Source organism: Agrobacterium sp. 20P9.1.2, from assembly GCF_057799395.1.
Genome location: NZ_JBYOKI010000001.1, coordinates 665,393 through 688,290, shown reverse-complemented (window position 1 = coordinate 688,290; position 22,898 = coordinate 665,393). Strand labels below are relative to the sequence as shown.

The window sequence follows — 22,898 nt, the reverse complement described above, 5'->3', positions numbered from 1 at the left end:
TCACTCCTTACGTTACTTGGTTTCGTTTTTGGCGACCTGAACGGCGCTTGGCGCACCATCCACAGAAGCCATGAGCGCCCGGTTGGCACCGCTCAGATCGGAAGCGGCGGCATCGTGCCAGGTTTTGTATTGCTCTTCGGAAACCACACGTATGGCGATTGGCATGAAGGCGTGATCCTTGCCGCAAAGCTCGGAACACTGCCCGTAATAAAGGCCTTCCTTTTCAGGCTTGAACCATGTTTCGTTGAGACGACCCGGCACGGCATCGATCTTGACGCCGAATGCAGGCATGGCGAAAGCGTGAATGACATCGGTCGGCGCTGCGGTAACCAGCAGGCGAACCGTCTTGCCGACAGGAACGACCATTTCATTATCGACGGCGAGAAGACGCGGATAACGGGCCTTGTCTTCCTTGCCAGCGGCGGCACGGTCGACTTCCTTCAGAAGGTAGCTGTCGAAAGCCAGCGCCTCGCCGCCTTCAACGGCAGCATATTCATAGTTCCACTGCCACTGCGTCGCGGTGGCCTTCAGCGTCAGGTCCGGGTTTTCCGGCTGCGTCAGCTGCGCATTGAGCAGGTTGAAGGACGGGAATGCCAGGAACATCAGGATGAGAACCGGCGCCAGCGTCCAGACAATCTCGATGGCCGTGTTGTGGCTGGTTTTTGAAGGAACCGGATTGGCGCGGGCGCGGAACTTGACCGCAACGACAATCAACAGAGCGAGCACGAACAGCGTGACCGGAACGATAAACCACAGCGTATATTGTTCGAACCAGCGAATCTCATGCATGATGGGCGTTGCCGCCTCCTGCAACCCCATCTGCCACTCTCTCGGCTGGTCAGCGTGCGCGCTGGCAACCGTGAGCAGACAGATACTGCCCACCAAGCTTGCGTAAATTCTGTTAGTCACGGTACCTCTCCCTCACGCGTTTGATCATGATCAATCTCAAACGCAGAATCCATGCTTATAGAGTAGACTTCAAATCATAGTTTGCCCTTCGCCGCAATATCGCCTTGGTTGGCAGGCCACGCATTTTTAACGCTATACGTTCTCTGTGTTAAATGCGCCGAAGCCCGGCAAATGGGCACTCAAAACCACCGCCGGTTGCCAAACCGGGACATACAGAGCACGGCGAAGTCCTATTTTGGCCGCACTCCCTTGGAATTGAGGACGGCGGCTCTTTCCTTTCCCGAACGGCAAGTCAAAATAGCCGCACTGATTCGAATTCCAGAGGTATCCATGCGTCTGTCTCCGATTGCGCGCGCTTTTCTTATCGCCGCCGGTCTTTCCATTATCGTTCCCGCTGCGGGTTTTGCCCAACAGCAGCCGGGTACGCCAAAATCGACGCATGGCGCCTGGTCTGTCATTTGCGACAAGCCCGCTGGCGCATCCGAAGAACAATGCGCGCTGATGCAGAACGTGATCGCGGACGACCGGCCGGAAGTCGGCCTATCCGTCGTCATTCTGAAAACGGCGGATCGCAAATCCCGCATCCTACGCATTCTCGCACCGCTCGGCGTGCTGCTGAAGGACGGGATGGAGCTTTACATCGATAACAATAATATCGGTCGCGCCTATTTCACCCGCTGCTTCTCCGAAGGCTGCTATGTGGAAGTCGATATCGATGACGAGTTGCTGAAGGTTCTGCGCGCTGGCAAGAATGCCGTGTTTGCGCTGCGTGAATCCGTCGATCAGGACCGCGTCGGCATTCCCATCGAACTTCGCGGCTTTGCCGAAGGCTACGACGCACTGCCATAAGCAATCTTGCGCCTTGCGGCTCCAGCACTTAAATGCGCTGTTAACAGCCACGACTGGAGCCTGCGATGACCCAAGACCTTTTGACCCTGTTCGATTGCGATGAAGGACAGTTGCGCGCCCAGATCGCCGATGCGCTTTCCGGTGCTGACGACGGCGAATTGTTCGTGGAACACGCCCAGTCGGAATCGCTGACCTTCGACAATGGTCGCCTCAAGGGCGGCAGCTTCAACACGGACCAAGGCTTCGGGCTTCGCGCCGTGGCTGGCGAGACCGTGGGTTATGCGCATGCGGGCGAGCTATCGTTGGGTGCGCTGAAGCGTGCATCCGACGCTGTTGGCGCGGTGACCAAAGGCTATTCCGGCTCCTATGCCGCAGCCCCGCAGCGCACCAACAAGAAGCTCTACGGCGACGAGAACCCGATTGGCGCGCCGAGCTTTGAGGAAAAGGTCAAGCTTCTCACCGAAATCGATGCCTATCTGCGCGACAAGGACCCCAAGGTCCGCCAAGTGACGGCCAGCGTTTCCGCCAGCTGGCAGGTGGTGGATATTCTGCGCGCCGATGGCCATCGCGTCAGCGATATCCGCCCCATGACCCGCATCAATATTTCCGTTGTGGCTGGCGAAGGCGACCGGCAGGAAAGCGGCTCTTATGGCATCGGCGGTCGCGTTGGCTTCGGCGATTTCATAACAACCGAAAACTGGCAGCGCGGCGCGGATGAAGCCCTGCGGCAGGCTTTGGTGAACCTCACCGCCATCGATGCGCCCGCGGGCACCATGGATGTGGTGCTGGGCTCCGGCTGGCCGGGCGTGATGTTGCATGAGGCCGTTGGCCACGGTCTGGAGGGTGATTTCAACCGCAAGAAAACCTCAGCTTTCGCGGGCCTGCTGGGAGAAATGGTGGCAGCACCCGGTGTGACCGTGGTGGATGACGGCACCATCGACAATCGTCGCGGCTCTCTGACCATCGACGACGAAGGCACGCCTTCAGGTTACAATGTCCTGATCGAAAACGGCAAGCTGGTCGGTTACATGCAGGACCGGCAGAATGCTCGCCTGATGGGCATGAAAGCCACCGGCAATGGCCGTCGTCAGGGTTACTCGCACGTGCCCATGCCGCGCATGACCAACACCTACATGCTGGGCGGCGACAAGACACCGGAAGAAATCATCGCATCGGTCAAGAAGGGCATCTATGCCGTGTCCTTCGGCGGTGGCCAGGTGGATATCACCTCGGGCAAATTCGTCTTCGGCTGCACGGAAGCCTATCTCATCGAAAACGGCAAGATCGGCGCACCGGTCAAGGGCGCCATGCTGATCGGCAACGGGCCGGATGCGATGAAGCGCGTAACGATGATCGGCAACGACATGAAGCTCGACACCGGCATCGGCAATTGCGGCAAGGCAGGCCAATGGGTGCCCGTCGGCGTCGGCCAGCCGCATCTGCGCATGGACCAGATTACCGTGGGCGGGACGAAGGCTTAAGGAAAGCCTTCTGTGCAGAAAGACATTGCTGCCAGTCTCTTCGCAACTGCAACGTTTCCGCCGCAACGGAGTTACCTTTGCTGCGCATAAGCGCTATAGCAATTGTGTTTTTAAAGGTGACATGGCCCAAAAATGACTTTTACAGATAATGCCCTTGTTCCTGAACTGGCCGTGAGTGATTGGCCGAGAAGCCGGTCTTTTTATTGCGATCTCATTGGTTTTCATGTCGTTTATGAAAGACCTGAAGAAGGTTTCACCTATCTGGCGCTGGGCGATGCGCAGCTGATGATCGACCAGATCGGTGCCGGGCGTACCTTCGAAGACGAAACCAGACCGATGACATATCCACTGGGGCAAGGCATGAACCTGCAATTGGTGGTGCCATCGCTGGAGGCCATTCTCGAGCGGCTGGAGCGCGCGGAGATTTCGCTGTTTCTGCCGCTGGAAGAGAAGTGGTATCGGCGCGGTGAGACCGAAGTCGGCAACCGGCAATTCGTCGTCGCCGACCCGGACGGTTACCTCATCCGGCCATTCGAAAGCCTGGGCGAGCGCCCATTCCGGTTCGGCTAAACGATGGCGGGGATGTTGCGCAGACCAAAAGCGGTCATTTTCGACATGGACGGGCTGCTGATCGAAAGCGAGAAGCACTACCGGGATTCATTTCTGGCCGCTTCCGACGAGGGCGGACATGGCATGGCTGTCGATGTCTATCAACGGGTCTGCGGCAGTCCGTGGGATGTGATCACCAAGACCATTCGCACCGAATATGGTGAGGATTTTCCAATGGATGCCTTTCGCGATGCCTGGCTTCGGCATCTGGCGATCCAGATGGCGGATGGTGTGGCACTGAAAGCCGGTGTCCTCGAAATCCTCGATCTCTTGGATGAACTCGGCCTGCCGCGCGCCATTGCCACCTCGTCCGGCCACGAATCCGTCAATCGTCACCTCGGCCCTTTCGATGTTTTGCGTCGCTTCGACCACGTTCTCGCGCGTGGCGATTACGCCGAGCCGAAACCATCGCCCCTGCCCTATCTAACCGCCGCCGAACGTCTCGGCATCGATCCCAAGGATTGCATAGCGCTTGAGGATTCCTATCACGGCGTTCAGTCCGCATGGAGCGCTGGGACGCAAACGATCATGGTGCCGGATGTCGCGCCCGCAACGGAAGCGATGCGCGAGAAATGCGTGGCGATCTGCGACAGTCTCTTCGACGTTGCGACGCTTCTGAAATCCACACGGAACTAGAGAGCACCGGGCTCGAAACGCCATTTGCGTTTGATGGATGCCTCGAGATCAAGCCCGCTGCTGTGGGCGAGAAGCAGCACGTGGCCGAGCAGATCGGCGGTTTCGTCCGACAAATCCTGATGCATTTCTTCCCGCGTCTTGCCTTTGCTGCGCCCGCGACCGCTTAGCCGGTTCCACGCCTGCGTCACCTCGCCGACCTCCTCCTGCAATTTCAGAAGAAACCAGTCCGGGTCTCGCTCGATATCATTGGCACGCGCATATTCTTCCGAGGCCCACTCGAATTGCTGCATGAGTTGAGAAAGCATATGTTCCTCCTTTGTTCATGCAGCATTATTGATCACGATTCTCTGGTCGTGTCGATAAGGATCATGCGGCACGACTTTTTCAGCATGCCGCGTGTTGATCAATCACGGATACATCCGCACCTTCGACCATGGTCCTTCCGCCGTATCGCGTCGGAATTCGACGCGGTCGTGCAGGCGGAATTTGCGGTCGTGCCAGAATTCGATGGTCAGCGGCTGAATGCGAAAGCCGGACCAGTGTGGCGGGCGGGGAATATCGCCGATGGCATATTTGGCGGTGTATTCGGCTACGGCCTTTTCCAGCGCGAAACGGCTTTCCAGCGGACGCGACTGTTTGGACGCCCATGCACCGATGCGGCTGCCGCGTGGGCGCGACGCGTAATATTCATCCGCTTCCGCATCGCTCACCACCTCCACCAGACCGCGCACGCGCACCTGTCTGCGCAGGCTTTTCCAGTGAAAACACATGGCCGCCTTTTTTTGGCCAAGCAGTTCGTGGCCTTTGCGGCTTTCGAAGTTGGTATAGAAAACGAAGCCCCGATCATCGGCATGTTTCAACAGAACCATACGCACGCTGGGCATGCCTTCCTCATCCACGGATGCGAGCGCGACGGCGTTCGGATCGTTTATTTCCTCGGCTGTTGCATCGCGCAACCAGTCCGCAAAAAGTGAGAAAGGTTCATTTTCCTCAGTAAAGTCACTGGATGTTAACCCGCTTTCCGACATATTGAATAAAATGCTCCTGAGCTGATTTGCACACCAGAGATGGATTCTGGTTTATAGATGGTGAACGTCATAGCAAAGTCGAACAGTCGAACAAAGAGCTTCTTGTCTTCAGTCGTGGGTGTTTCCGCAACTGCTTGCATGGCTGCCATGTTGACCAGCTGCGTCAGCCTCGATCTGTTCGGTGGCGAGAAGGTCGATCGATCCCTGTCCACGGCTTCCGTTCCCAACCAGCAGAATACCCAGACACAGTCCGACGACACGACCATCCGCAACGCCGTGACCTCTGCCGATCTCGCCAAGATTTCGGATTCCCCCCTGCCTTGGGCCAACGCGGCTACCGGCAGTGCCGGTGTCGTCACCGCCATTCGCGAAGACCGCACCAGCGGCTTCGTCTGCCGCGAATTCGACACCACCCGCCATTCTTTCGAGGGCGTTGCCAGCTATAGCGGCCAGGCATGTCTTTCCGAAACGGGTGAATGGCTAATGACCCGCTTCAACCAGAAATAAAGCGTTTACCCTGTCTTTCAGAACAGGCCGGTCAAGCCCCGCTGTGGGCGGTCCCGTAAAGGTCTGATTAGCAACTTCTTGCCACAGTCAATCCGAATTGAAAACGAACGATGCAACGCAATTGAAGCTGCGCACGTTCAAGGCGGGTGTACTTCGTGTTGCAGGCTTTTCATGATGAAAATATTGGGCCTCAGCCGACAAGCGTAATTGGTGGTTCGGATGCGTGATCCTTACTCTATTCTCGGCGTTCAAAGAGACGCCGGATCGGATGAAATCAAAGCGGCCTGGCGGTCGCAGGCGAAAGCCGTGCATCCCGATCACAACCAGACAGACCCCGATGCCACCGCCCGCTTTGCAGAAGTCGGTCAGGCCTATGATTTGTTGAAAGACCCCAAGAAGCGCGGTCTTTACGATCAGGCCAGACGTGCAGCCGAAAACAAGAAACGCGACCAGACCATCATTCAGCAGCGCGAAGCGGCCAAACAGGCAGCAGCGCGTGCCAAAGCCGCTGAAAAGCTGATGGAAGAACTGGCCAGAGCCCAGGCTCGCACCACCAAGGCCGAGGCAACGACAGACACCAATGCCAAGCCTGAATCGGCTGAGGACATGCTGGAGCGCATTTTCGGCGCAGAAGCAAAGGTGAAAGCGGCGTCCACCAAGACTGGCGCTGACGCATCCGAGACTGCAGCTGAAGACGGCTCGGCAACGCATGGCGACAAGACGGATAGCGGATCGGCCAGCTCCACCAGCTTCTTCGCAGCCCTGCTGCGCCGCATTCGCCGCGCACCCGCTGTTCCCGAAAAGGCGCCTGATATTACCGCAGAAGCCACTGTTTCCGTCACCGATCTGATTGAGCAGAAATGGATGACGATCAACATGCCTGAGGACCGGGAGGTTCGCTTCCAGCTGGAACCCGGCATGACCGATGGTTACGTCGCACGGCTGAAGGGTCAGGGCCTGAAACTGCCCGAAGCCGCGCGTGGCGATCTGGTGGTGACGCTTCTTGCTTCCCGCGAAGGCCCCTTCTCCATTCAGAATTTCGATATCCACACGACTTTGCCAATCTCGTTAGCAGACGCCGTACTGGGTTGTGAGGCCGCCGTTCAATCGCCGCATGGCGAATTGAAGGTGGCGGTTCCGGCATGGTCCGGCTCCGACCGCGCCATTCGCGTGGAAGGCAAGGGACTGGCAGATGGCGCAGGCGGTCACGGCGATTTTGTCGTCGAACTGCGCATCGTGCTTCTGGATACGCCGGATGCTAAGGTCATGGACCTGATGCGCCACATGCGCGAAGGACTTTATCTCTAGGCTGTGACTAGTGCCGTAGAGCCGATTACCGGCTTTCGGCACGGTTTTTCCGTCTTTCACCATGACAAATTCGCTTAACAAAGCGCAATTGTGCCGAAAGGCGTGAACAACGCGCCTTTATTGCATTCCGTCACATGAGATGATCTGAGCCCTGCTTGAACCGGCGTTCGGCCTATGCCATAGGCAAGTTCGATTTAAGTATAGGGAGCATCCAATGGCTCAGACATCCGGCCTCATGGCTGGCAAGCGCGGCCTCATCATGGGCGTCGCAAACAATCGTTCCATCGCCTGGGGCATTGCCAAGGCATGCGCTGATGCCGGCGCGGAGCTGGCTTTCACCTGGCAGGGCGATGCGCTGAAGAAGCGCGTTGAACCACTGGCGCAGGAACTGGGCGCGTTTATGGCCGGACACTGCGATGTGACCGATCTTGAAACCATCGATGCCGTTTTTTCCAATCTCGAAGCCCATTGGGGCAAGATCGATTTCGTCGTTCACGCCATCGCCTTCTCCGACAAGGATGAATTGACGGGCCGTTACCTCGACACCAGCCGCGATAACTTCAACCGCACCATGGACATCTCGGTCTATTCGCTGGCAGCCGTTGCCAAGCGCGCCGACCCGATCATGAATGATGGCGGTTCGCTGCTGACGCTGACCTATTACGGCGCTGAAAAAGTCATGCCGAACTACAACGTCATGGGCGTTGCCAAGGCTGCTCTCGAAGCCAGCGTTCGCTATCTCGCGGTCGATCTCGGCGGTCGCGGCATTCGCGTCAACGCCGTTTCGGCTGGCCCGATCAAGACGCTCGCTGCCTCCGGCATTGGTGATTTCCGCTATATTCTGAAGTGGAACGAATATAACGCACCGCTGAAGCGCACGGTTTCCATCGAGGAAGTCGGCAAGTCGGCGCTCTATCTCCTGTCTGATCTGTCCACCGGCGTCACGGGTGAAGTTCACCATGTGGATTCCGGTTACCACACAATCGGCATGAAAGCGGTAGACGCACCCGACATCTCTGTCGTAAAGGACTAAAGCGATTGCGCCGCCGGATTTTCCAGCGCGGCGCAACGTCCTTGAATGACAGAGTAAGACAGGAGTGCCGCTTTGCTGGTCTATGTTATCCGTCACGGACAAACAGACTGGAATGCGATCCGCAGGCTGCAAGGCCAAAAAGATATTCCCCTCAATGATTTCGGTCGCTCACAGGCGGTCGAAAACGGCAAGACGCTCTCCCGCGTTCTCGGAAACACTGCCGAGGATTTCGACTATGTCGCCAGCCCGCTTGGTCGCACGCGCGAGACGATGGAACTGGTGCGAAGAGCCATGGGGCTAGACCCGCAGGCCTACCGCACCGATGAGCGGCTTGTCGAAGTCTCCTTCGGGGATTGGGAAGGCCACACGCTTCCCGAACTGAAAATTGCCCATCCTGAAAAAGTAAGAGCCCGCAAGGCCGCCAAGTGGGACTTCATTCCACCGGGCGAAGATGCGGAAAGCTACGAAATCCTGTCATGGCGGATCGGCGCGTGGCTGTCTTCGGTGGAGCGCCGGACGGTCTGTGTCTGCCACGGCGGCGTCATTCGCTCCATGTTCCGCCTCGTCTCTGGCATGGACAAGGATGAGGCTGCGGAAATTCCTATTCCGCAGGACCGGATATTGCGCGTGGAAACGGACAAGCGGATCGCCGAATGGATCGATGCGCCGATTGAAGCGTAAGGCGACTTACTGGACGACTTCGAGGTCGTCCACGACGCGCTTGCCATCGACTTCGGTGTAGAACACGACGACCTTCACACCGGCCTGCAAACCATCGAAATTGAACTCTTCCGGCACTTTGTAGCTCTTGCCATCGGCAAGCGTGATGGTGAGGCCCTTTACATCGACCTTGCTGATGGTCGATTCAACATCCACGCTTTGCGAGAACGCATTGAAGGGTGCAAACAGACTTGCTGTGGCCATAAGTGCGGCAATCATGAAACGCATCGCTATAGCTTTCTTAAGGCTGCTGAAAAACTTCGTCTGCGACAAGATTTGCCTCCCGAATGTGGCGGAATTCGCCCGCAAGCATGACATTTTCAGTCCAATTGATGAATGGAATTTAACCTTTAATCAAGCCTTTAGGCAAGGCGTCGGCGCGAAGGACGCGTGTGTCCACTTGTTCCATAATTGTTAATTTAGCGATAACAGATACACAAAGTTACACCAAGTGATTCAGAATATATTGTGTTTTACGCTGTATAGCAGAGGCGGAATACGTGCCTCCAAAGGATAATGCAGCGTGAATGTTTGGGCCAATATTGGGAAACGCCTTAATGAAGTCATAAAAAAACGGATCATGGCAGCCCTCATGGCTTTGGCCATGGCCGGTATTGTGATGAGTGCGTTCAACCTTATCGACCACCGGAGCGCCGCGTCCATTCGCGAAGATCTGGAAATGCACGCCCGTTATGCGCTGGATATGCTGCATGACAGTCTGGTGATGCGGCTGAAGACGGATGTCGCGACGCTGACGTCGTTTGGGCATTACGCAAGATTATCTGCAAGCAATCCTTCGCCGGAACTGGACAAGATTGCCGACTATCAGCTCCAGCATTCCTATCATTTCATTGCCTTGGGCTTTGCGCGCGATTTCCAGCTGCAAAAGCTCTACGCTTCCGAAACGCCCACTGATTTCCCCGCCGACCAGATCAGCGCGATGCTGAGCGACCGGCTGGCGAAACTGGCCGCCATGCCTGAGAAAGATCGCCTGCCGGAAACGCAGGTCTTCGAAGCTGCCGAAGGCGGCACTATCATGGTCATCGTCACCATGCCGCCGGCAAGTGCGGGCAACGCCTCGAAGGACGATCTGGTTCTGGCCGTCGTCGATCGCCGCAAGCTTCTCCACTCCATCGGTTACGACACGCAGGCCCCGCTGGATGAAACATCGCGCGACATCCGCTTCGAAATCAGGGACACCGTCACCAATGAAATCGTAAGCAAGGTTCTTGAGCCGCTTCACGAAGACCCCGTCGTCCGGTCCGTGAATTTGCCGGGCTCGAGCTGGGAAATCCGCGCAACACCCGCGTCCGGATGGGATGCGGTCAAGCCATATTACCGGTCGCTGCGCACCACGCTGGCCATTGCGGCGATTTCCATGCTGCTGCCGATCATTGTTGCTGCGCTGTTGTTGTCCGAGCGCAACCGCAATATCCAGACGCTTCGCCTGCGCGAAACCCGGCTGCTGGAGCTTTCCCAGCGCTTCAAGCTGGCGATGGATTCCTCCAATATCGGCATTTGGGAAATCGAAAACGATACGTCGCGCTGTTATCTGGATGACCGGGCCGCAAGCCTGCACGGATTTCCGATGCTGGAACAGCGCCTGCTGCTGACGGAATGGCTGACGGCGCTGGTTGTTGAGGATCGGTCGAAAGCGGCGCGTTTCTTCTTCAACTGCTCCTCCGGCCAACAGACATCTTCCGAGGTTTACCGCGTTCCCGTGGCTGATGGCACCGTGCGCTATCTGCGCTCTGCCGGTTCGAGCTATATCAAGCCGGATGGATCGCACCAGACCACCGGCATTCTCTGGGATGTTACCTCCGATATGCTGATGGCGCACAAGCTGCGTGAGGCAAAGGACACCACCGACATCAAGAATGCCGAGCTTGAACTTGCGCTGCACGAGCTTTCCAGCCGTGAGCACGAGCTAGAAGAACTGTCCGGTCGCCTGCGACTTGCGCTCGAATCCTACAACTGCGGCATCTGGGAAGCGACGCATGACTATTCGCACGCGATCTGGAACGAGCGTATGTGCGAGCTATACGGCCTGCCGCCGCAGCCGGAGCGGCATGTGACGCGGGAAGACTTCCTCCGTTGCCTGCACCCGGACGAGTTGGAGAACGCCTTTGGCGATGGCTCGCGAAGCGAAGACGATCCCTACCGGGCTTCGACGCAGCGCGTGATCCTACCCGATGGTAGTCTGCACTATGTCAAAGCCGTTGGTCGTCTTCACGTCAACCGCCATGGCCACAAGAAGATCGTCGGCATCGCCTTCGATGTTACGGCGGATGTCCTGCTGTCGGAACAGCTGAAAAATGCCAAGAACGAGGCGGAGGCCAAGAACGCCGAGCTGGAGCAGGCCAAAACCCGTATCGAGCACAATGCGCTGCACGATCCCCTCACAGGCCTCGCCAACCGCCGCAAGCTGGACCACGAGCTGGACGCCCTGTCGTCACCCTTCCCTCTGGAGCGGAAGCGCTTTGCGATCCTGCATCTCGATCTCGACCGCTTCAAGCAGATCAACGATACGCTGGGCCATGCAGCTGGCGATGCGGTGCTTGTTCACGCAGCGAAGATACTGACCGCCAATGTACGCGAGACCGATGTGGTCGCCCGCATCGGCGGCGACGAATTCGTTATTCTCATGCGCCAGCTGCATGACAAGGACAACATCAAGGCGGTTGCCGCGAAGATCATTGCCGCGCTCAGCAAGCCCTTCGATTTCGATGGTTTCACCTGCCGCTGCGGCGTGTCCATCGGCATCGCCTTCGGTGAGACCAGTTCCACAGACGCCCGCCGCACCCTGATCAATGCCGACCTTGCGCTTTACCGCGCCAAGGCAACGGGGCGAAACCGTTACGAATTCTTCACCCAGAACCTTCAGGCCGAAATCGTCAACCACAAGCGGACGGCTGACGAGATCCTGACCGGGCTGGAAAGAGGGGAATTTGAAGCCTGGTACCAGCCGCAATTCTGCGCCAACACGCATGCCCTGACCGGCGTCGAAGCACTGGTTCGCTGGCGCCATCCTGTCAGAGGCATTCTGACCCCGGATAAGTTCCTGAAGATTGCCGAGGAAATCAACGTCGTCTCGACGATCGATCAGGTCGTTCTGCAACAGGCGCTGCAAGATAAGGAAATCTGGCGCATCAAGGGCATTCATGTGCCGCGCGTCTCCGTCAACGTCTCCGTGCGCCGCCTGCATGACGATCACCTCATCGATAGCCTCAAGGAACTTTCCATCCGGCCGGGCGAAATAACCTTCGAGCTGGTGGAATCGATCTTCCTTGATGAGAACGAGGATGTTGCCGCCAGCAATATTGAGCGGATCAAGGCGCTGGGTATCGACATCGAAATCGATGATTTCGGCACGGGCCACACCTCCATCATCAGCCTTCTGCGGCTTAAGCCCAAGCGGCTGAAGATAGACCGGCAGCTGGTCATGCCCATTCTCACCTCTCCGCAGGAACGGTCGCTGGTACGCTCCATCATCGACATCGCCCATTCGCTGGGTGTGGAAACCATTGCCGAGGGCGTGGAAACGCAGGACCATGCGCTGCTGCTGCGGCAACTGGGCTGCGACATGGTTCAGGGTTACGCCTTCGCCAAACCGCTGCCGCCGGAAGATTTCTCGGCTTTCGCAACCGGCGAACAATGGCGCAAGGTGTCCTGACGCCGGGAGGCACGCCGCGGAGGGAACCGATTTGGCAAAAGAAAGGCTTTTGCCTTCCGTGCCTTTTGCACTATGAAAAACCCGCCTCTTTTTAGAAATGCGTTCCGCCAGCGGAATGCCGCTGTCTCGGTCTGATCATATGTCGCATAATACATTCGGTTATCTCTTCCGCGTTTCCACCTGGGGCGAAAGCCACGGCCCGGCACTTGGCTGCGTCATCGATGGCTGCCCTCCGGGCATCCGCTTCACGCTTTCCGAGGTGCAGGCGTGGATGGACAAGCGCAAGCCCGGCCAGAGCCGTTTCGTGACCCAGCGTCGGGAAGACGATATCGTCAAGGTTCTCTCCGGCGTGATGATGGATGCAGACGGCGAGACGATGATCACGACCGGAACGCCGGTGTCGATGATGATCGAAAACACCGACCAGCGCTCCAAGGATTACGGTGAGATCGCCAGAAGTTTCCGCCCCGGCCATGCCGACTTTACCTATGATCTGAAATACGGCATTCGCGATTATCGCGGCGGCGGTCGCTCATCTGCGCGGGAAACCGCTGCACGTGTGGCTGCCGGTGCGCTGGCCCGCAAGGTGGTGCCCAGCCTCGACGTGCGCGGTGCGCTGGTGCAGATCGGCAAGCACAAGATCAATCGCGACAACTGGGACTGGAACCAGGTGGACCAGAATCCCTTCTTCTGCCCGGATGCCGAAATGGTGCCTGTGTGGGAAGAATATCTGGATGGCATCCGCAAGGCCGGTTCCTCCATCGGTGCGGTGGTCGAAGTCGTGGCTGACGGCGTTCCCGCCGGTATCGGTGCGCCGATCTATGCAAAGCTCGATCAGGATATCGCCTCCAACCTCATGTCCATCAATGCCGTCAAGGGCGTGGAAATCGGTGAAGGTTTCGCCGCTGCGGAACTGACCGGCGAGGAAAATGCCGACGAAATGCGCATGGGCAATGACGGCAAGCCGCTTTTCCTGTCCAACCATGCAGGCGGCATTCTGGGCGGCATCGCCACCGGTCAGCCTGTCGTTGCGCGCTTCGCCATCAAGCCGACCTCCTCTATTCTGACCGAGCGTCAATCCATCGATGCCGATGGCAACAATGTCGATGTGCGCACCAAGGGCCGTCATGATCCCTGCGTCGGCATTCGCGCCGTGCCGATTGGCGAAGCCATGGTGGCCTGCACGGTTGCCGATCATTACCTGAGAGACCGTGGCCAGACCGGCCGCCTGAAATAGGAACGCGAACCACCATGACCTACGATCAAAAGCGTGTCGTTGAAGCTATCCGCGCCTTCGAGGCAGGCGAGATCGTTGTTGTCATGGATGACGACGACCGCGAAAACGAAGGCGATCTCATCGTTGCCGCCGTGCATTGCACGCCGGAAAAGATGGCCTTCATCGTGCGCCACACTTCCGGCATCGTCTGCGCCCCCATGCCGCGGGAAGAGGCGAAACGCCTCAACCTCAACGCCATGGTCGCGGAAAACGACAGCGCGCATACGACCGCTTTCACTGTTTCGGTAGATTTCAAGCACGGCACCACGACGGGCATTTCCGCCAGCGACCGCAATGTGACGGTTCGCAACCTGGCCAACCCCAATGCGGGTGCTGCCGATTTTACCCGCCCCGGCCATATCTTTCCGCTGGTATCGCGCGAAGGCGGCGTTCTCATGCGCTCCGGCCATACGGAAGCGGCAGTCGATCTTTGCAAACTCGCAGGCCTGCCGCTCATCGGCGTCATCAGCGAACTCGTCAATGATGACGGCACCGTCATGCGCGGGCCGCAGGTCTCCGCCTTTGCCGAAACGCATGGCATGAAGCAGGTGTCTGTTGCCGATCTCATCGCCTATCGCCAGCGCAAGGAAACGCTGGTCGAAAAAGAATCGGAATTCACCCTCGACACGCCGTTCGGCCCCGCCAAAGCCCAGACCTATTCCCTGCCCTGGGACCCGATGCAGCATATGGCCGTGATCTTCGGCGATATTCGCGATGGCGTCGATATTCCCGTGCGCCTTCACCCGGAAAACGTGGCTGACGATATTTTCGGCAAAAAACAGCCCGTGCAGCATTACATGGAAAAGATCGCAGCCGAAGGCCGTGGCGTTATCATCTATCTGCGTGAAGGCTCGGTCGGCGTGGGACAAGTCGCCGGACGCCGCAAATCCCGCGACCCGGATGAAGCCCACGAACAGGCCCGCACCCGCGACGACGAATGGCTGGAAATCGGTCTCGGCGCACAAATCCTGAAAGAGCTTGGCATTAGCTCCATCAAGCTGCTCACCTCACGCGAGCGACACTATGTCGGGCTAGAGGGTTTTGGCATCAAGATCAGCTCGACGGATATTGGGTGAGTTTAGAGTATCCCCCTGGCCCCTCATTCCTGTCCTTGTGACAGGAATCCAGCCAGCCCGAGTCCTCGGACTGAAAGGCGTCTTTCCGCCGCGCAGACGCGCGTCGGCTGGATTCCTGTGACAAGCACAGGAATGAGGAAGACCGTGGCGCAACATCGGCAATTCACCCCAACCAGCCATCCAGATACCGCACACTCTCAACACCGGTAAACTTCGCCAGCCGGTTCAGTTCCGCATCCAGCTTCGCCAACCGGCCCGAAGACGGACGCACGCCCTTTTCGAGCCACAGGCGCTTTACATCCAGCGCCCCACCTTTACGCTCCGCCTTCATGTCGATGCGACCGATCAGCCTGTCCCCTTCCAGAAGCGGGAAGACATAATAGCCGTATTGCCGCTTCGGCTCCGGCACGAAGACTTCGATGCGGTAATAGAAGCCGAATAGCCTCTCGGTGCGGGCGCGGTTGCGCAGCAGCGGATCGAAGGGGCTGAGCACGCGGATGCGATTAGGCGGCTCGATGTTGGCTTCCGCCTCGCCTGTGAAGCCTTCGAAGGCGTAGGAAATACGCTCCTTTGCACCATCGGAAGAAGCGAGCGAGACTTCGCAGAGTTCATCGCGGTGATCTGTTACCCACTGCTTGGCTTCCTGCGGCGTGACGATGTCGAAGAAGGCGGAGATTTCGCCTGATGTTGCAAAGCCAAGCCTCGTTAGCGCTTCACGGCAGGCCCAGTCTACGAAGTCGTCATGATGCACATCCAGGTCGTGATGCTCGGATGGGATCACCCGTTCCGCCAGATCATAAACCTTCTGGAAGTTGACGCGCCCTGCCACCGCCAGCTTGCCGGTGTGCCAGAGATATTCGAGCGCCGTCTTCGACGGATGCCAGTTCCACCAACCGCCGGATTGGTGCCCCTCCGCCTTCATATCGCGCGACATGGTGGGGCCGTTTTCGGCAATGCGGCGATAGGTTTCCTCGAAGGCAGAATCGAAGCCCTCCCCGTGCCAGTTGCGCCAGCGCTCCTGAATGATCGGTTCGCGGCGGCGGAAGCGGTGTTTCCAATAGGGGTAGAAGCTCGCGGGCAGAATGGAGGCGTCATGCGTCCAGTGTTCGAACAGCGCGCGATCTTTTTCCAGCAGTTCCGTCAGGTGATGGCGCTTGTAGGTCTGGTTGCGGGAAAAGATGATCTGGTGATGCGCCCGCTCCACCGTAGCGATACTGTCCACCTGCACGAAGCCGATATCGGTGATCAGCTTCAACAGATCGGCCTTGCCCATGGCGCGGCTGGGCGATCCGGACAGCCCCTGTCGCGCCAGAAAGATACGTCGTGCTGCTTCGCTTGAAATCAGAATCGCCATGGCAAAAGCCTATGGTTGCGCAGCTGAAAAATCAATGTTCTTTTTTTGTTCCTTGTTTTGTTTGGTGTCTCCAACGTTTATAGAAACGTCGACAGCATTTTGGGGACTGGCAGTTGGATATTCGTTTTCACGATGCGGGTGTGGCCTTTGAAGGCAGAGCGGCGGTCGAGCCCTTGACGCTTGCCCTCACCGAGCGGCGCATCGGCATCATCGGCCTTAACGGTTCCGGCAAGACGACGTTTGCACGGATGATCAATGGTCTGACGAAACCGACCAGCGGCCATGTCAGCGTCAACGGGCTGGATACTATCAAGGATGCGTCCGATGTCTTGAAGGATGTCGGCTTCATCTTCCAGAACCCGCAAAACCAGATCATCCTGCCCATTATCAGAGACGACGTCGCCTTTGGCCTGAAAAACAAGGGGCTGGACAAGGCCGCCATCGATGCGGCGGTGGATGCGACCTTGCAGCGCTTCGATATCCAGCATCTGGCCAAACGGCGCGCGCACGAGCTTTCCGGCGGCGAATTGCAGCTTTCGGCCTTGGCAGCGCTGACCATCACGAACCCAAAAATCCTCATCATGGACGAGCCGACCAACCAGCTCGACCTCAAGAACCGCGCCTTGGTGGAGCGGACCATGGCGGGGCTGGAGCAGGATTTGATCGTCATTACCCACGATCTGCCGCTGCTGGAGAGTTTCGACCGCGTTTTGCTGTTTCATCAAAACAGGCTTCATACCGATGCATCTCCTGCTGACGCCATCCGGCTTTACCGCGAAGTGGCACTGACATGAAAAGCCTCCATGTCGAAGGCGCAGGGTGGCTTTACAGCCTCTCGCCACGCATCAAGCTGGCGGGCCTTGCGCTGTTCAGCATCGCCCTGTTTCTCACGCGTGATCCCCTCCTCCTCTTCGCTGCCGTTTTGATTGCAGGGTTGGTGCTGTGGCAGGCGCATTTGGGGTTTCGAGAAACCGTGGCACGGGCGCGGCCCGTTCTGCTGACCATCGCCATCATCGCCGTTTTCAGCTTCCTGCTGATTTCCGCGCTGGATGCGATGGTGGCCCTCTTGCGGCTGACTGCCCTGACGCTTTTGGCGACGGCGATTACAGCGAGTGTCAGCATTTCGCAGTTCATGGATGAAATCACCTTTGCCCTGCGTCCGCTGGAAAGACTGGGCCTTGCCAAGGCTGCCGATGTGGGTCTGGCAGTTGGGCTTGTCGTGCGTTTCGTGCCTGAAGTCATCAATCGCTACGAGACGCTGCGCGATGCTCACCGTGCGCGCGGAATGAAGGTGAGGCTGCATACGATCCTTGTTCCGCTCATCATTATGACGTTGAAGGATGCCGATGCGATTGCGGATGCCATTGACGCGCGCGGTTTCAGAGGCCAAACCTCGTCTCCTGATATTTAGAGATGGGAGCCTCTTGAGAATGAAAACCCGTGACCTCGTTCTGATCTCGCTGTTTTCAGCCATCATCATCGCGCTTGGCCTGTTGCCGCCGCTTCCGCTTGGCTTCATTCCCGTGCCCATTACCGCGCAGTCGCTTGGCGTCATGCTGGCTGGTGTGGTACTGGGGGCGAAGCGCGGCACGCTGGCCGTTCTGCTCACCATTCTCATCGCCGCCATTGGCCTGCCGGTTCTGTCTGGCGGTCGCGGTGGGCTTTCGATCTTCTACACGCCGACAACCGGCTTTCTGATCGGCTGGATCGCTGCTGTCTTCACCACCGGTTATCTGTCCGAGCGTCTGGTCAATCGGGATCAGTCTGCAATCGTGCAGGGTGTTGGCTTCTTTCTGGCCAGCGTCGCCGGTGGCGTCATCGTGCTGTATGCGTTCGGCATCACCTATCTCGGCTTTGCAGCGGGCATCGGTTTTCAGAAGGCCTTTGTCGGCTCCATGGCCTTCATTCCTGGCGATGTTCTCAAGGCCGTTCTCGCAGCTCTCGCTGGCCGCGCCGTGATGGCCGGGTATCCGCTGCTGCCGCAACGCGCATAAGTCTTCCAACTGCCCACGTTCAGGAGTCACCGCCATGGCCACACGGCTTTACGAGCACCCGATATTCCTGGAACACATTACACCTGCGGGCCACCCGGAGCGGCCCGATCGGCTGCGTTCGCTCAACATTGCGCTGGAGCATCCGAATTTCGAGCGGCTGGAGCGGAAAGAAGCACCGCAGGCGAATGAAGATGCCGTGTTACTTGCCCACCCCGAGAGCCATCTGATCTCGATCATGCGGCAAATCCCGGAAGAGGATGGCGAGATCAACCGCATCGAGGCCGATACCTATGCCTCGCCCAAAAGCCTGCAAGCGGCGCTCACCGGCATCGGTGCCGCCATGGCGGCGGTGGATGATGTGTTCAGCGGTGCCGCCGACAATGTCTTCGTGGCCAGCCGTCCGCCCGGACATCACGCCGAAACCGAAAAAGCCATGGGCTTTTGCCTGTTCAACAATGCCGCCATCGCCGCCCGCCATGCGCAGAAGGTCCATGGTGCGGAACGCGTCGCCATCGTCGATTGGGACGTGCACCACGGCAATGGCACGCAGGACATTTTCTGGAACGACACCTCGGTTCTGTTCTGCTCCACGCACCAGATGCCGCTTTACCCATGGAGCGGCGATAAAAAAGAAACCGGCATCAAGAACAACGTGGTGAACGCACCGCTGTCACCCAACACCGGCAGCGACCATTTTCGCGAGGCGTTCAAATCCCGCGTGCTGCCAGCGCTTGCCGATTTCTCGCCCGATCTCATCATCATCTCGGCGGGTTTCGATGCGCATCACCGCGATCCCTTGGCACAGATCAATCTGGTGGGGGACGATTTCGACTGGGCAACGGGCCGAATTCTTGACATGGCCGACAAATTTGCCGCCAACCGGGTCGTCAGCCTGCTTGAAGGCGGTTATGATCTGGAAGGGCTGGCGGAATCGGCAGCCATGCATATTTTGAGAATGATGAAGGGTTGAACATGACGGAAAATGCCAACACAGCCGATGTCAGCGGTTATTCTTTCGAAAAGGCTGTCGCCGAGCTGGAAAGCATTGTCGCCCGTCTGGAACGCGGCGATGTGGCGCTGGACGAATCCATCGCCATTTACGAGCGCGGCGAAGCCCTGAAGAAACATTGCGAAACCCTGCTGACGGCTGCTGAAAAGCGCATCGAGAAAATTCGTCTGGACCGTGCGGGTAAGCCGGTTGGCGTAGAGCCGCTGGACGGCGAATAAGCGCTGAGGTTTTTACTCAGAGCGGCACCCACATACATATCCGTCACCCTCGGGCTTGTCCCGAGGGTCTAACCACGTTTAACGTTGGGGTTCGTTAGATGCCCGGGACAAGCCCGAGCATGACGGCGGAGAGAGAGAGGGAACGTCGTCAACATACGTCGCCCACCCTCCCGCGACATAAGAACACAGCGTTCAGCATCAGACCCTCAACCAACGTCCCAAATCATGGTAATCTATCCGCCAGTCACGCAGGAGATTTGCCATGTCGTTTTTTCCCGGAAATGACCCCGCAGCAGGTGATGCCTTTGCCTGCGATGCCATCGAAAACCTGATCATTCCGCGTTCCAGCGATATTGGTGGCTTTGCCGTGCGGCGCGCCCTGCCGACGCGGGAGCGCAGGCTGGTTGGTCCCTTCATCTTTTTCGACCGCATGGGTCCGGCCATTCTCAAAGCGGGGGAAGCGCTTGATGTGAAGCCGCATCCACATATCGGGCTCTCCACCGTCACCTATCTGTTCGATGGCGAGATCAAGCATCGAGACAGTCTCGGTACCGAACTCACCATTCGTCCGGGCGACATCAACCTGATGACGGCGGGGCGCGGTATCGTGCATTCGGAGCGGACACCGGAAAATCTGCGTGGCCATCCGCTCTCCATGTCCGGGCTGCAAACATGGCTTGCCCTGCCCGACAACAAGGAAGAGATCGCGCCGGATTTTTCCCACACCGGGCGCGAAGCCATGCCTGTCATCGACACGAAAGGGGCATCGGGCCGCGTCGTCATCGGCTCCTTTGCTGGGTCGTCGTCGCCGGTCAAAACCTTTACCGATACGCTCTATGTCGATCTGACGCTGGAGGCTGGTGTGAAATTCCCCTTCCCTGCCGATCATGAGGAGCGGGCGATCTATATTCTCTCTGGCTGCCTGGAAGTGGCCGGAGATGTGTTTGCGGCAGATCAGCTAATCGTGTTTCGCGCGGGCGATGACATTACACTGAAAGGCGGCATTGCTGGTTGCCACATCATGATTTTTGGCGGCGCGGCGCTGAATTCCAGGCGATATATCTGGTGGAATTTCGTTTCGTCATCAAAAGAACGCATAGAAAAAGCCAAGGAAGAGTGGAGAACCGGGCGCTTCGACATCGTACCGGGGGATGAGGAAGAGTTTGTCCCTTTGCCGCAGGGTTGAAATTCGTTAAAACGATTTTAGTCTTGTCGGAGACCAGAATGCACACCATCTGGAAGCGGCAGATCGAACACCAGATACGAAGGCCGAACGATTGACCGGAATGCCAGAGACACCATTGCTTGACCGGGTGAAATTCCCATCCGATCTCAAGTCCATCGAAGATCGCGACCTGCCACAACTGGCTAGGGAATTGCGCGATGAGATGATCGATGCCGTCTCAACGACAGGCGGGCATCTGGGTGCAGGGCTGGGCGTCGTCGAACTGACCATTGCCATTCACAAGGTGTTCAACACGCCCGAGGATCGGCTGATCTTCGATGTCGGTCACCAATGTTACCCTCACAAGATTCTGACCGGTCGTCGTGATCGCATCCGCACCCTGCGGCAGGAAGGCGGCCTTTCCGGCTTCACCCGCCGTGCGGAAAGTGAATATGACGATTTCGGCGCTGGCCATTCCTCAACCTCCATTTCCGCCGGTCTCGGCATGGCCGTGGCGGCTGAGCTGGATGGCAGCAACCGCAAGGTCATCTCCGTCATTGGCGATGGCTCCATGTCGGCAGGCATGGCATTCGAAGCGCTGAACAATGCCGGTGCGCTGGATGCGCGCTTGATCGTCATTCTCAATGATAACGACATGTCGATTGCCCCGCCGACGGGTGCCATGAGCGCCTATCTGGCGCGTCTGGCGTCTGGCCGCACCTATATGGGCTTCCGCGATTTCGGCAAGAAACTGACGGCCTATCTCGGCAAGACCATCGACCGCGCCATTACCCGCGCCGTGACCCATGCGCGTGGATATGTCACCGGCGGCACGCTGTTCGAAGAGCTTGGTTTCTACCACATCGGCCCCATCGATGGTCATTCCTTCGAACATCTGCTGCCCGTTTTGCGCAACGTCCGCGACAACCAGAAGGGCCCAGTGCTGATCCATGTCGTAACGCAGAAGGGCAAAGGTTACGCGCCTGCCGAAGCTGCTGCCGACAAGTATCACGGCGTCAACAAATTCGATGTCATTACCGGCGCGCAGGCCAAGGCCAAGCCGAATGCACCGAGCTATACTAGCGTCTTTGCCGAAGCGCTGATCCAGGAAGCCACGCTGGACGACAAGATCGTCGGCGTCAGCGCCGCCATGCCGAACGGCACCGGTCTGGACAAGCTGGCCGAACTCTTCCCAACACGCAGCTTCGATGTCGGCATTGCCGAGCAACATGCGGTGACCTTTGCGGCGGGCCTTGCTGCGGATGGCTATAAGCCGTTCTGCGCCCTCTATTCCACCTTCTTGCAACGCGGTTACGACCAGCTGGTGCATGACGTGGCCATCCAAGGGCTTCCCGTCCGCTTCCCGATAGACCGCGCCGGTTTCGTCGGGGCTGACGGCCCCACCCATTCCGGTTCGTTCGATACGACCTTCCTCGCCACCCTCCCTGGCATGGTGGTGATGGCGGCTTCGGATGAGGCGGAACTGAAACATATGGTGCGCACGGCTGCTGCCTATGACGAAGGCCCGATTTCCTTCCGCTATCCGCGCGGCGAAGGCGTTGGCATAGAGATGCCTGTGCGTGGTGAAATTCTGGAAATCGGCAAGGGCCGCATTGTCAAGGAAGGCACGAAGATCGCGCTGCTTTCCTTCGGCACGCGTCTTGCGGAATGCCTGGCGGCGGCGGAAGATCTGGATGCCGCTGGCCTTTCCACGACCGTGGCGGATGCGCGCTTTGCCAAGCCGCTGGACCTCGATCTCATTCGCCAGCTCGCCAGCCACCATGAAGTTCTCATTACCATTGAAGAAGGTTCGGCGGGCGGCTTCGGCGCACATGTGCTGCATTTCATGGCCAGCGCCGGTCTTCTGGATACGGGCCTCAAGGTCCGCACATTGACGCTTCCCGATCAATGGGTCGAGCAGGCCAAGCCGGAAATCATGTATGCCAATGCAGGGCTGGACCGCGCTGGCATCGTCTCCACCGTGTTCAATGCTCTGGGCCAGAAGCAGGCAGGCGTCGGTTACGCCGTCTGATCAAGCTGACAACGATATCCC

The 22,898-nt window shown here is 58.1% G+C and carries 23 protein-coding genes; 18 read left to right on the top strand and 5 right to left on the bottom strand.

Translation table 11 applies throughout. The features are described from left to right. Positions 1-12: 12 nt before the first annotated feature. Positions 13-909, bottom strand: coding sequence for a cytochrome c oxidase subunit II (gene coxB, locus AC27VJ_RS03270; protein WP_488682781.1), 897 nt, complete (start codon positions 907-909; stop codon positions 13-15). 330 nt (positions 910-1,239) lie between these two features. Between coxB and AC27VJ_RS03265 the strand changes: the two genes are divergently transcribed. The 4 genes from AC27VJ_RS03265 (at position 1,240) to AC27VJ_RS03250 (ending at position 4,484) form a co-directional block, all read left to right on the top strand. After that, positions 1,240-1,758, top strand: coding sequence for an invasion associated locus B family protein (locus AC27VJ_RS03265; RefSeq protein ID WP_113088758.1), 519 nt, complete (start codon positions 1,240-1,242; stop codon positions 1,756-1,758). A 65-nt stretch (positions 1,759-1,823) separates the two neighbouring features. Beyond that, positions 1,824-3,239 carry a metalloprotease TldD gene (tldD, locus tag AC27VJ_RS03260; protein ID WP_488682780.1) on the top strand — a complete coding sequence of 472 codons (1,416 nt, stop codon included), beginning with the start codon at positions 1,824-1,826 and terminating at the stop codon, positions 3,237-3,239. Positions 3,240-3,371: 132 nt separating this feature from the next. Next, positions 3,372-3,809: a bleomycin resistance protein gene (locus AC27VJ_RS03255; protein WP_113088650.1), complete on the top strand. Its 438-nt coding sequence runs from the start codon at positions 3,372-3,374 to the stop codon at positions 3,807-3,809. 12 nt (positions 3,810-3,821) lie between these two features. Next, complete coding sequence (locus tag AC27VJ_RS03250; RefSeq protein ID WP_488682779.1) at positions 3,822-4,484, top strand: HAD family hydrolase; 663 nt, start codon at positions 3,822-3,824, stop codon at positions 4,482-4,484. Here the strand turns inward: AC27VJ_RS03250 and AC27VJ_RS03245 are convergent. Continuing rightward, a complete protein-coding gene (locus tag AC27VJ_RS03245) occupies positions 4,481-4,789 on the bottom strand; it encodes a pyrophosphohydrolase domain-containing protein (RefSeq protein WP_488682778.1) in 309 nt (102 codons plus the stop codon). The two genes, AC27VJ_RS03250 and AC27VJ_RS03245, sit on opposite strands and share 4 nt — an antisense overlap. 102 nt (positions 4,790-4,891) lie before the next feature. Continuing rightward, entirely contained in the window at positions 4,892-5,512 is a 621-nt protein-coding gene (gene pdxH, locus AC27VJ_RS03240; protein WP_488682777.1) for a pyridoxamine 5'-phosphate oxidase, read from the bottom strand. A gap of 138 nt (positions 5,513-5,650) precedes the next feature. Here pdxH and AC27VJ_RS03235 point away from each other — a divergent pair, with 138 nt between their 5' ends. The 4 genes from AC27VJ_RS03235 to AC27VJ_RS03220 all read left to right on the top strand — a co-directional run bounded on the left by AC27VJ_RS03235 (position 5,651) and on the right by AC27VJ_RS03220 (position 9,041). Next, a complete protein-coding gene (locus tag AC27VJ_RS03235; RefSeq protein ID WP_353576082.1) occupies positions 5,651-6,019 on the top strand; it encodes an RT0821/Lpp0805 family surface protein in 369 nt (122 codons plus the stop codon). Positions 6,020-6,238: 219 nt separating this feature from the next. Continuing rightward, positions 6,239-7,327, top strand: a complete 1,089-nt coding sequence (locus tag AC27VJ_RS03230; RefSeq protein ID WP_488682776.1) for a DnaJ C-terminal domain-containing protein — start codon at positions 6,239-6,241, stop codon at positions 7,325-7,327. Between the two features lie 214 nt (positions 7,328-7,541). Beyond that, positions 7,542-8,360, top strand: a complete 819-nt coding sequence (gene fabI, locus AC27VJ_RS03225) for an enoyl-ACP reductase FabI (RefSeq protein WP_113088654.1) — start codon at positions 7,542-7,544, stop codon at positions 8,358-8,360. A 72-nt stretch (positions 8,361-8,432) separates the two neighbouring features. Continuing rightward, positions 8,433-9,041, top strand: coding sequence for a histidine phosphatase family protein (locus AC27VJ_RS03220; protein ID WP_488682775.1), 609 nt, complete (start codon positions 8,433-8,435; stop codon positions 9,039-9,041). Between the two features lie 6 nt (positions 9,042-9,047). On the opposite strand, the gene AC27VJ_RS03215 is transcribed toward AC27VJ_RS03220, so the two are convergent. Then, a complete protein-coding gene (locus AC27VJ_RS03215) occupies positions 9,048-9,308 on the bottom strand; it encodes a DUF1344 domain-containing protein (RefSeq protein WP_113088760.1) in 261 nt (86 codons plus the stop codon). 352 nt (positions 9,309-9,660) lie between these two features. On the opposite strand from AC27VJ_RS03215, the gene AC27VJ_RS03210 reads away from it, so the two are divergent. The 3 genes from AC27VJ_RS03210 (at position 9,661) to ribB (ending at position 15,105) form a co-directional block, all read left to right on the top strand. After that, positions 9,661-12,753: a bifunctional diguanylate cyclase/phosphodiesterase gene (locus tag AC27VJ_RS03210; protein ID WP_488682774.1), complete on the top strand. Its 3,093-nt coding sequence runs from the start codon at positions 9,661-9,663 to the stop codon at positions 12,751-12,753. Between the two features lie 139 nt (positions 12,754-12,892). Beyond that, the gene (gene aroC, locus AC27VJ_RS03205; RefSeq protein ID WP_488682773.1) at positions 12,893-13,990 is read left to right on the top strand and encodes a chorismate synthase; all 1,098 of its coding nucleotides are present in this window, start codon (positions 12,893-12,895) and stop codon (positions 13,988-13,990) included. 14 nt (positions 13,991-14,004) lie between these two features. Beyond that, a complete protein-coding gene (ribB, locus tag AC27VJ_RS03200; protein ID WP_113088657.1) occupies positions 14,005-15,105 on the top strand; it encodes a 3,4-dihydroxy-2-butanone-4-phosphate synthase in 1,101 nt (366 codons plus the stop codon). Positions 15,106-15,268: 163 nt separating this feature from the next. On the opposite strand, the gene AC27VJ_RS03195 is transcribed toward ribB, so the two are convergent. Next, on the bottom strand, positions 15,269-16,459 hold the full coding sequence (locus AC27VJ_RS03195) for a winged helix-turn-helix domain-containing protein (RefSeq protein ID WP_488682771.1): 1,191 nt from the start codon (positions 16,457-16,459) through the stop codon (positions 15,269-15,271). A gap of 113 nt (positions 16,460-16,572) precedes the next feature. Here AC27VJ_RS03195 and AC27VJ_RS03190 point away from each other — a divergent pair, with 113 nt between their 5' ends. The 7 genes from AC27VJ_RS03190 to dxs all read left to right on the top strand — a co-directional run bounded on the left by AC27VJ_RS03190 (position 16,573) and on the right by dxs (position 22,877). Continuing rightward, a complete protein-coding gene (locus tag AC27VJ_RS03190) occupies positions 16,573-17,253 on the top strand; it encodes an energy-coupling factor ABC transporter ATP-binding protein (RefSeq protein WP_488682770.1) in 681 nt (226 codons plus the stop codon). Beyond that, positions 17,250-17,870, top strand: coding sequence for a CbiQ family ECF transporter T component (locus AC27VJ_RS03185; RefSeq protein WP_488682769.1), 621 nt, complete (start codon positions 17,250-17,252; stop codon positions 17,868-17,870). Before AC27VJ_RS03190 ends, AC27VJ_RS03185 begins: the two co-directional genes overlap by 4 nt. A 19-nt stretch (positions 17,871-17,889) precedes the next feature. Further along, positions 17,890-18,453 carry a biotin transporter BioY gene (locus tag AC27VJ_RS03180; RefSeq protein ID WP_488682768.1) on the top strand — a complete coding sequence of 188 codons (564 nt, stop codon included), beginning with the start codon at positions 17,890-17,892 and terminating at the stop codon, positions 18,451-18,453. A gap of 34 nt (positions 18,454-18,487) precedes the next feature. Beyond that, positions 18,488-19,423 carry a histone deacetylase family protein gene (locus AC27VJ_RS03175; RefSeq protein WP_488682767.1) on the top strand — a complete coding sequence of 312 codons (936 nt, stop codon included), beginning with the start codon at positions 18,488-18,490 and terminating at the stop codon, positions 19,421-19,423. A gap of 2 nt (positions 19,424-19,425) precedes the next feature. Continuing rightward, entirely contained in the window at positions 19,426-19,680 is a 255-nt protein-coding gene (locus AC27VJ_RS03170; protein ID WP_042618153.1) for an exodeoxyribonuclease VII small subunit, read from the top strand. Between the two features lie 262 nt (positions 19,681-19,942). Beyond that, complete coding sequence (locus AC27VJ_RS03165; protein WP_488682766.1) at positions 19,943-20,866, top strand: pirin family protein; 924 nt, start codon at positions 19,943-19,945, stop codon at positions 20,864-20,866. Positions 20,867-20,966: 100 nt separating this feature from the next. Then, complete coding sequence (gene dxs, locus AC27VJ_RS03160; protein WP_488682765.1) at positions 20,967-22,877, top strand: 1-deoxy-D-xylulose-5-phosphate synthase; 1,911 nt, start codon at positions 20,967-20,969, stop codon at positions 22,875-22,877. The last annotated feature ends 21 nt before the right edge of the window (positions 22,878-22,898 follow it).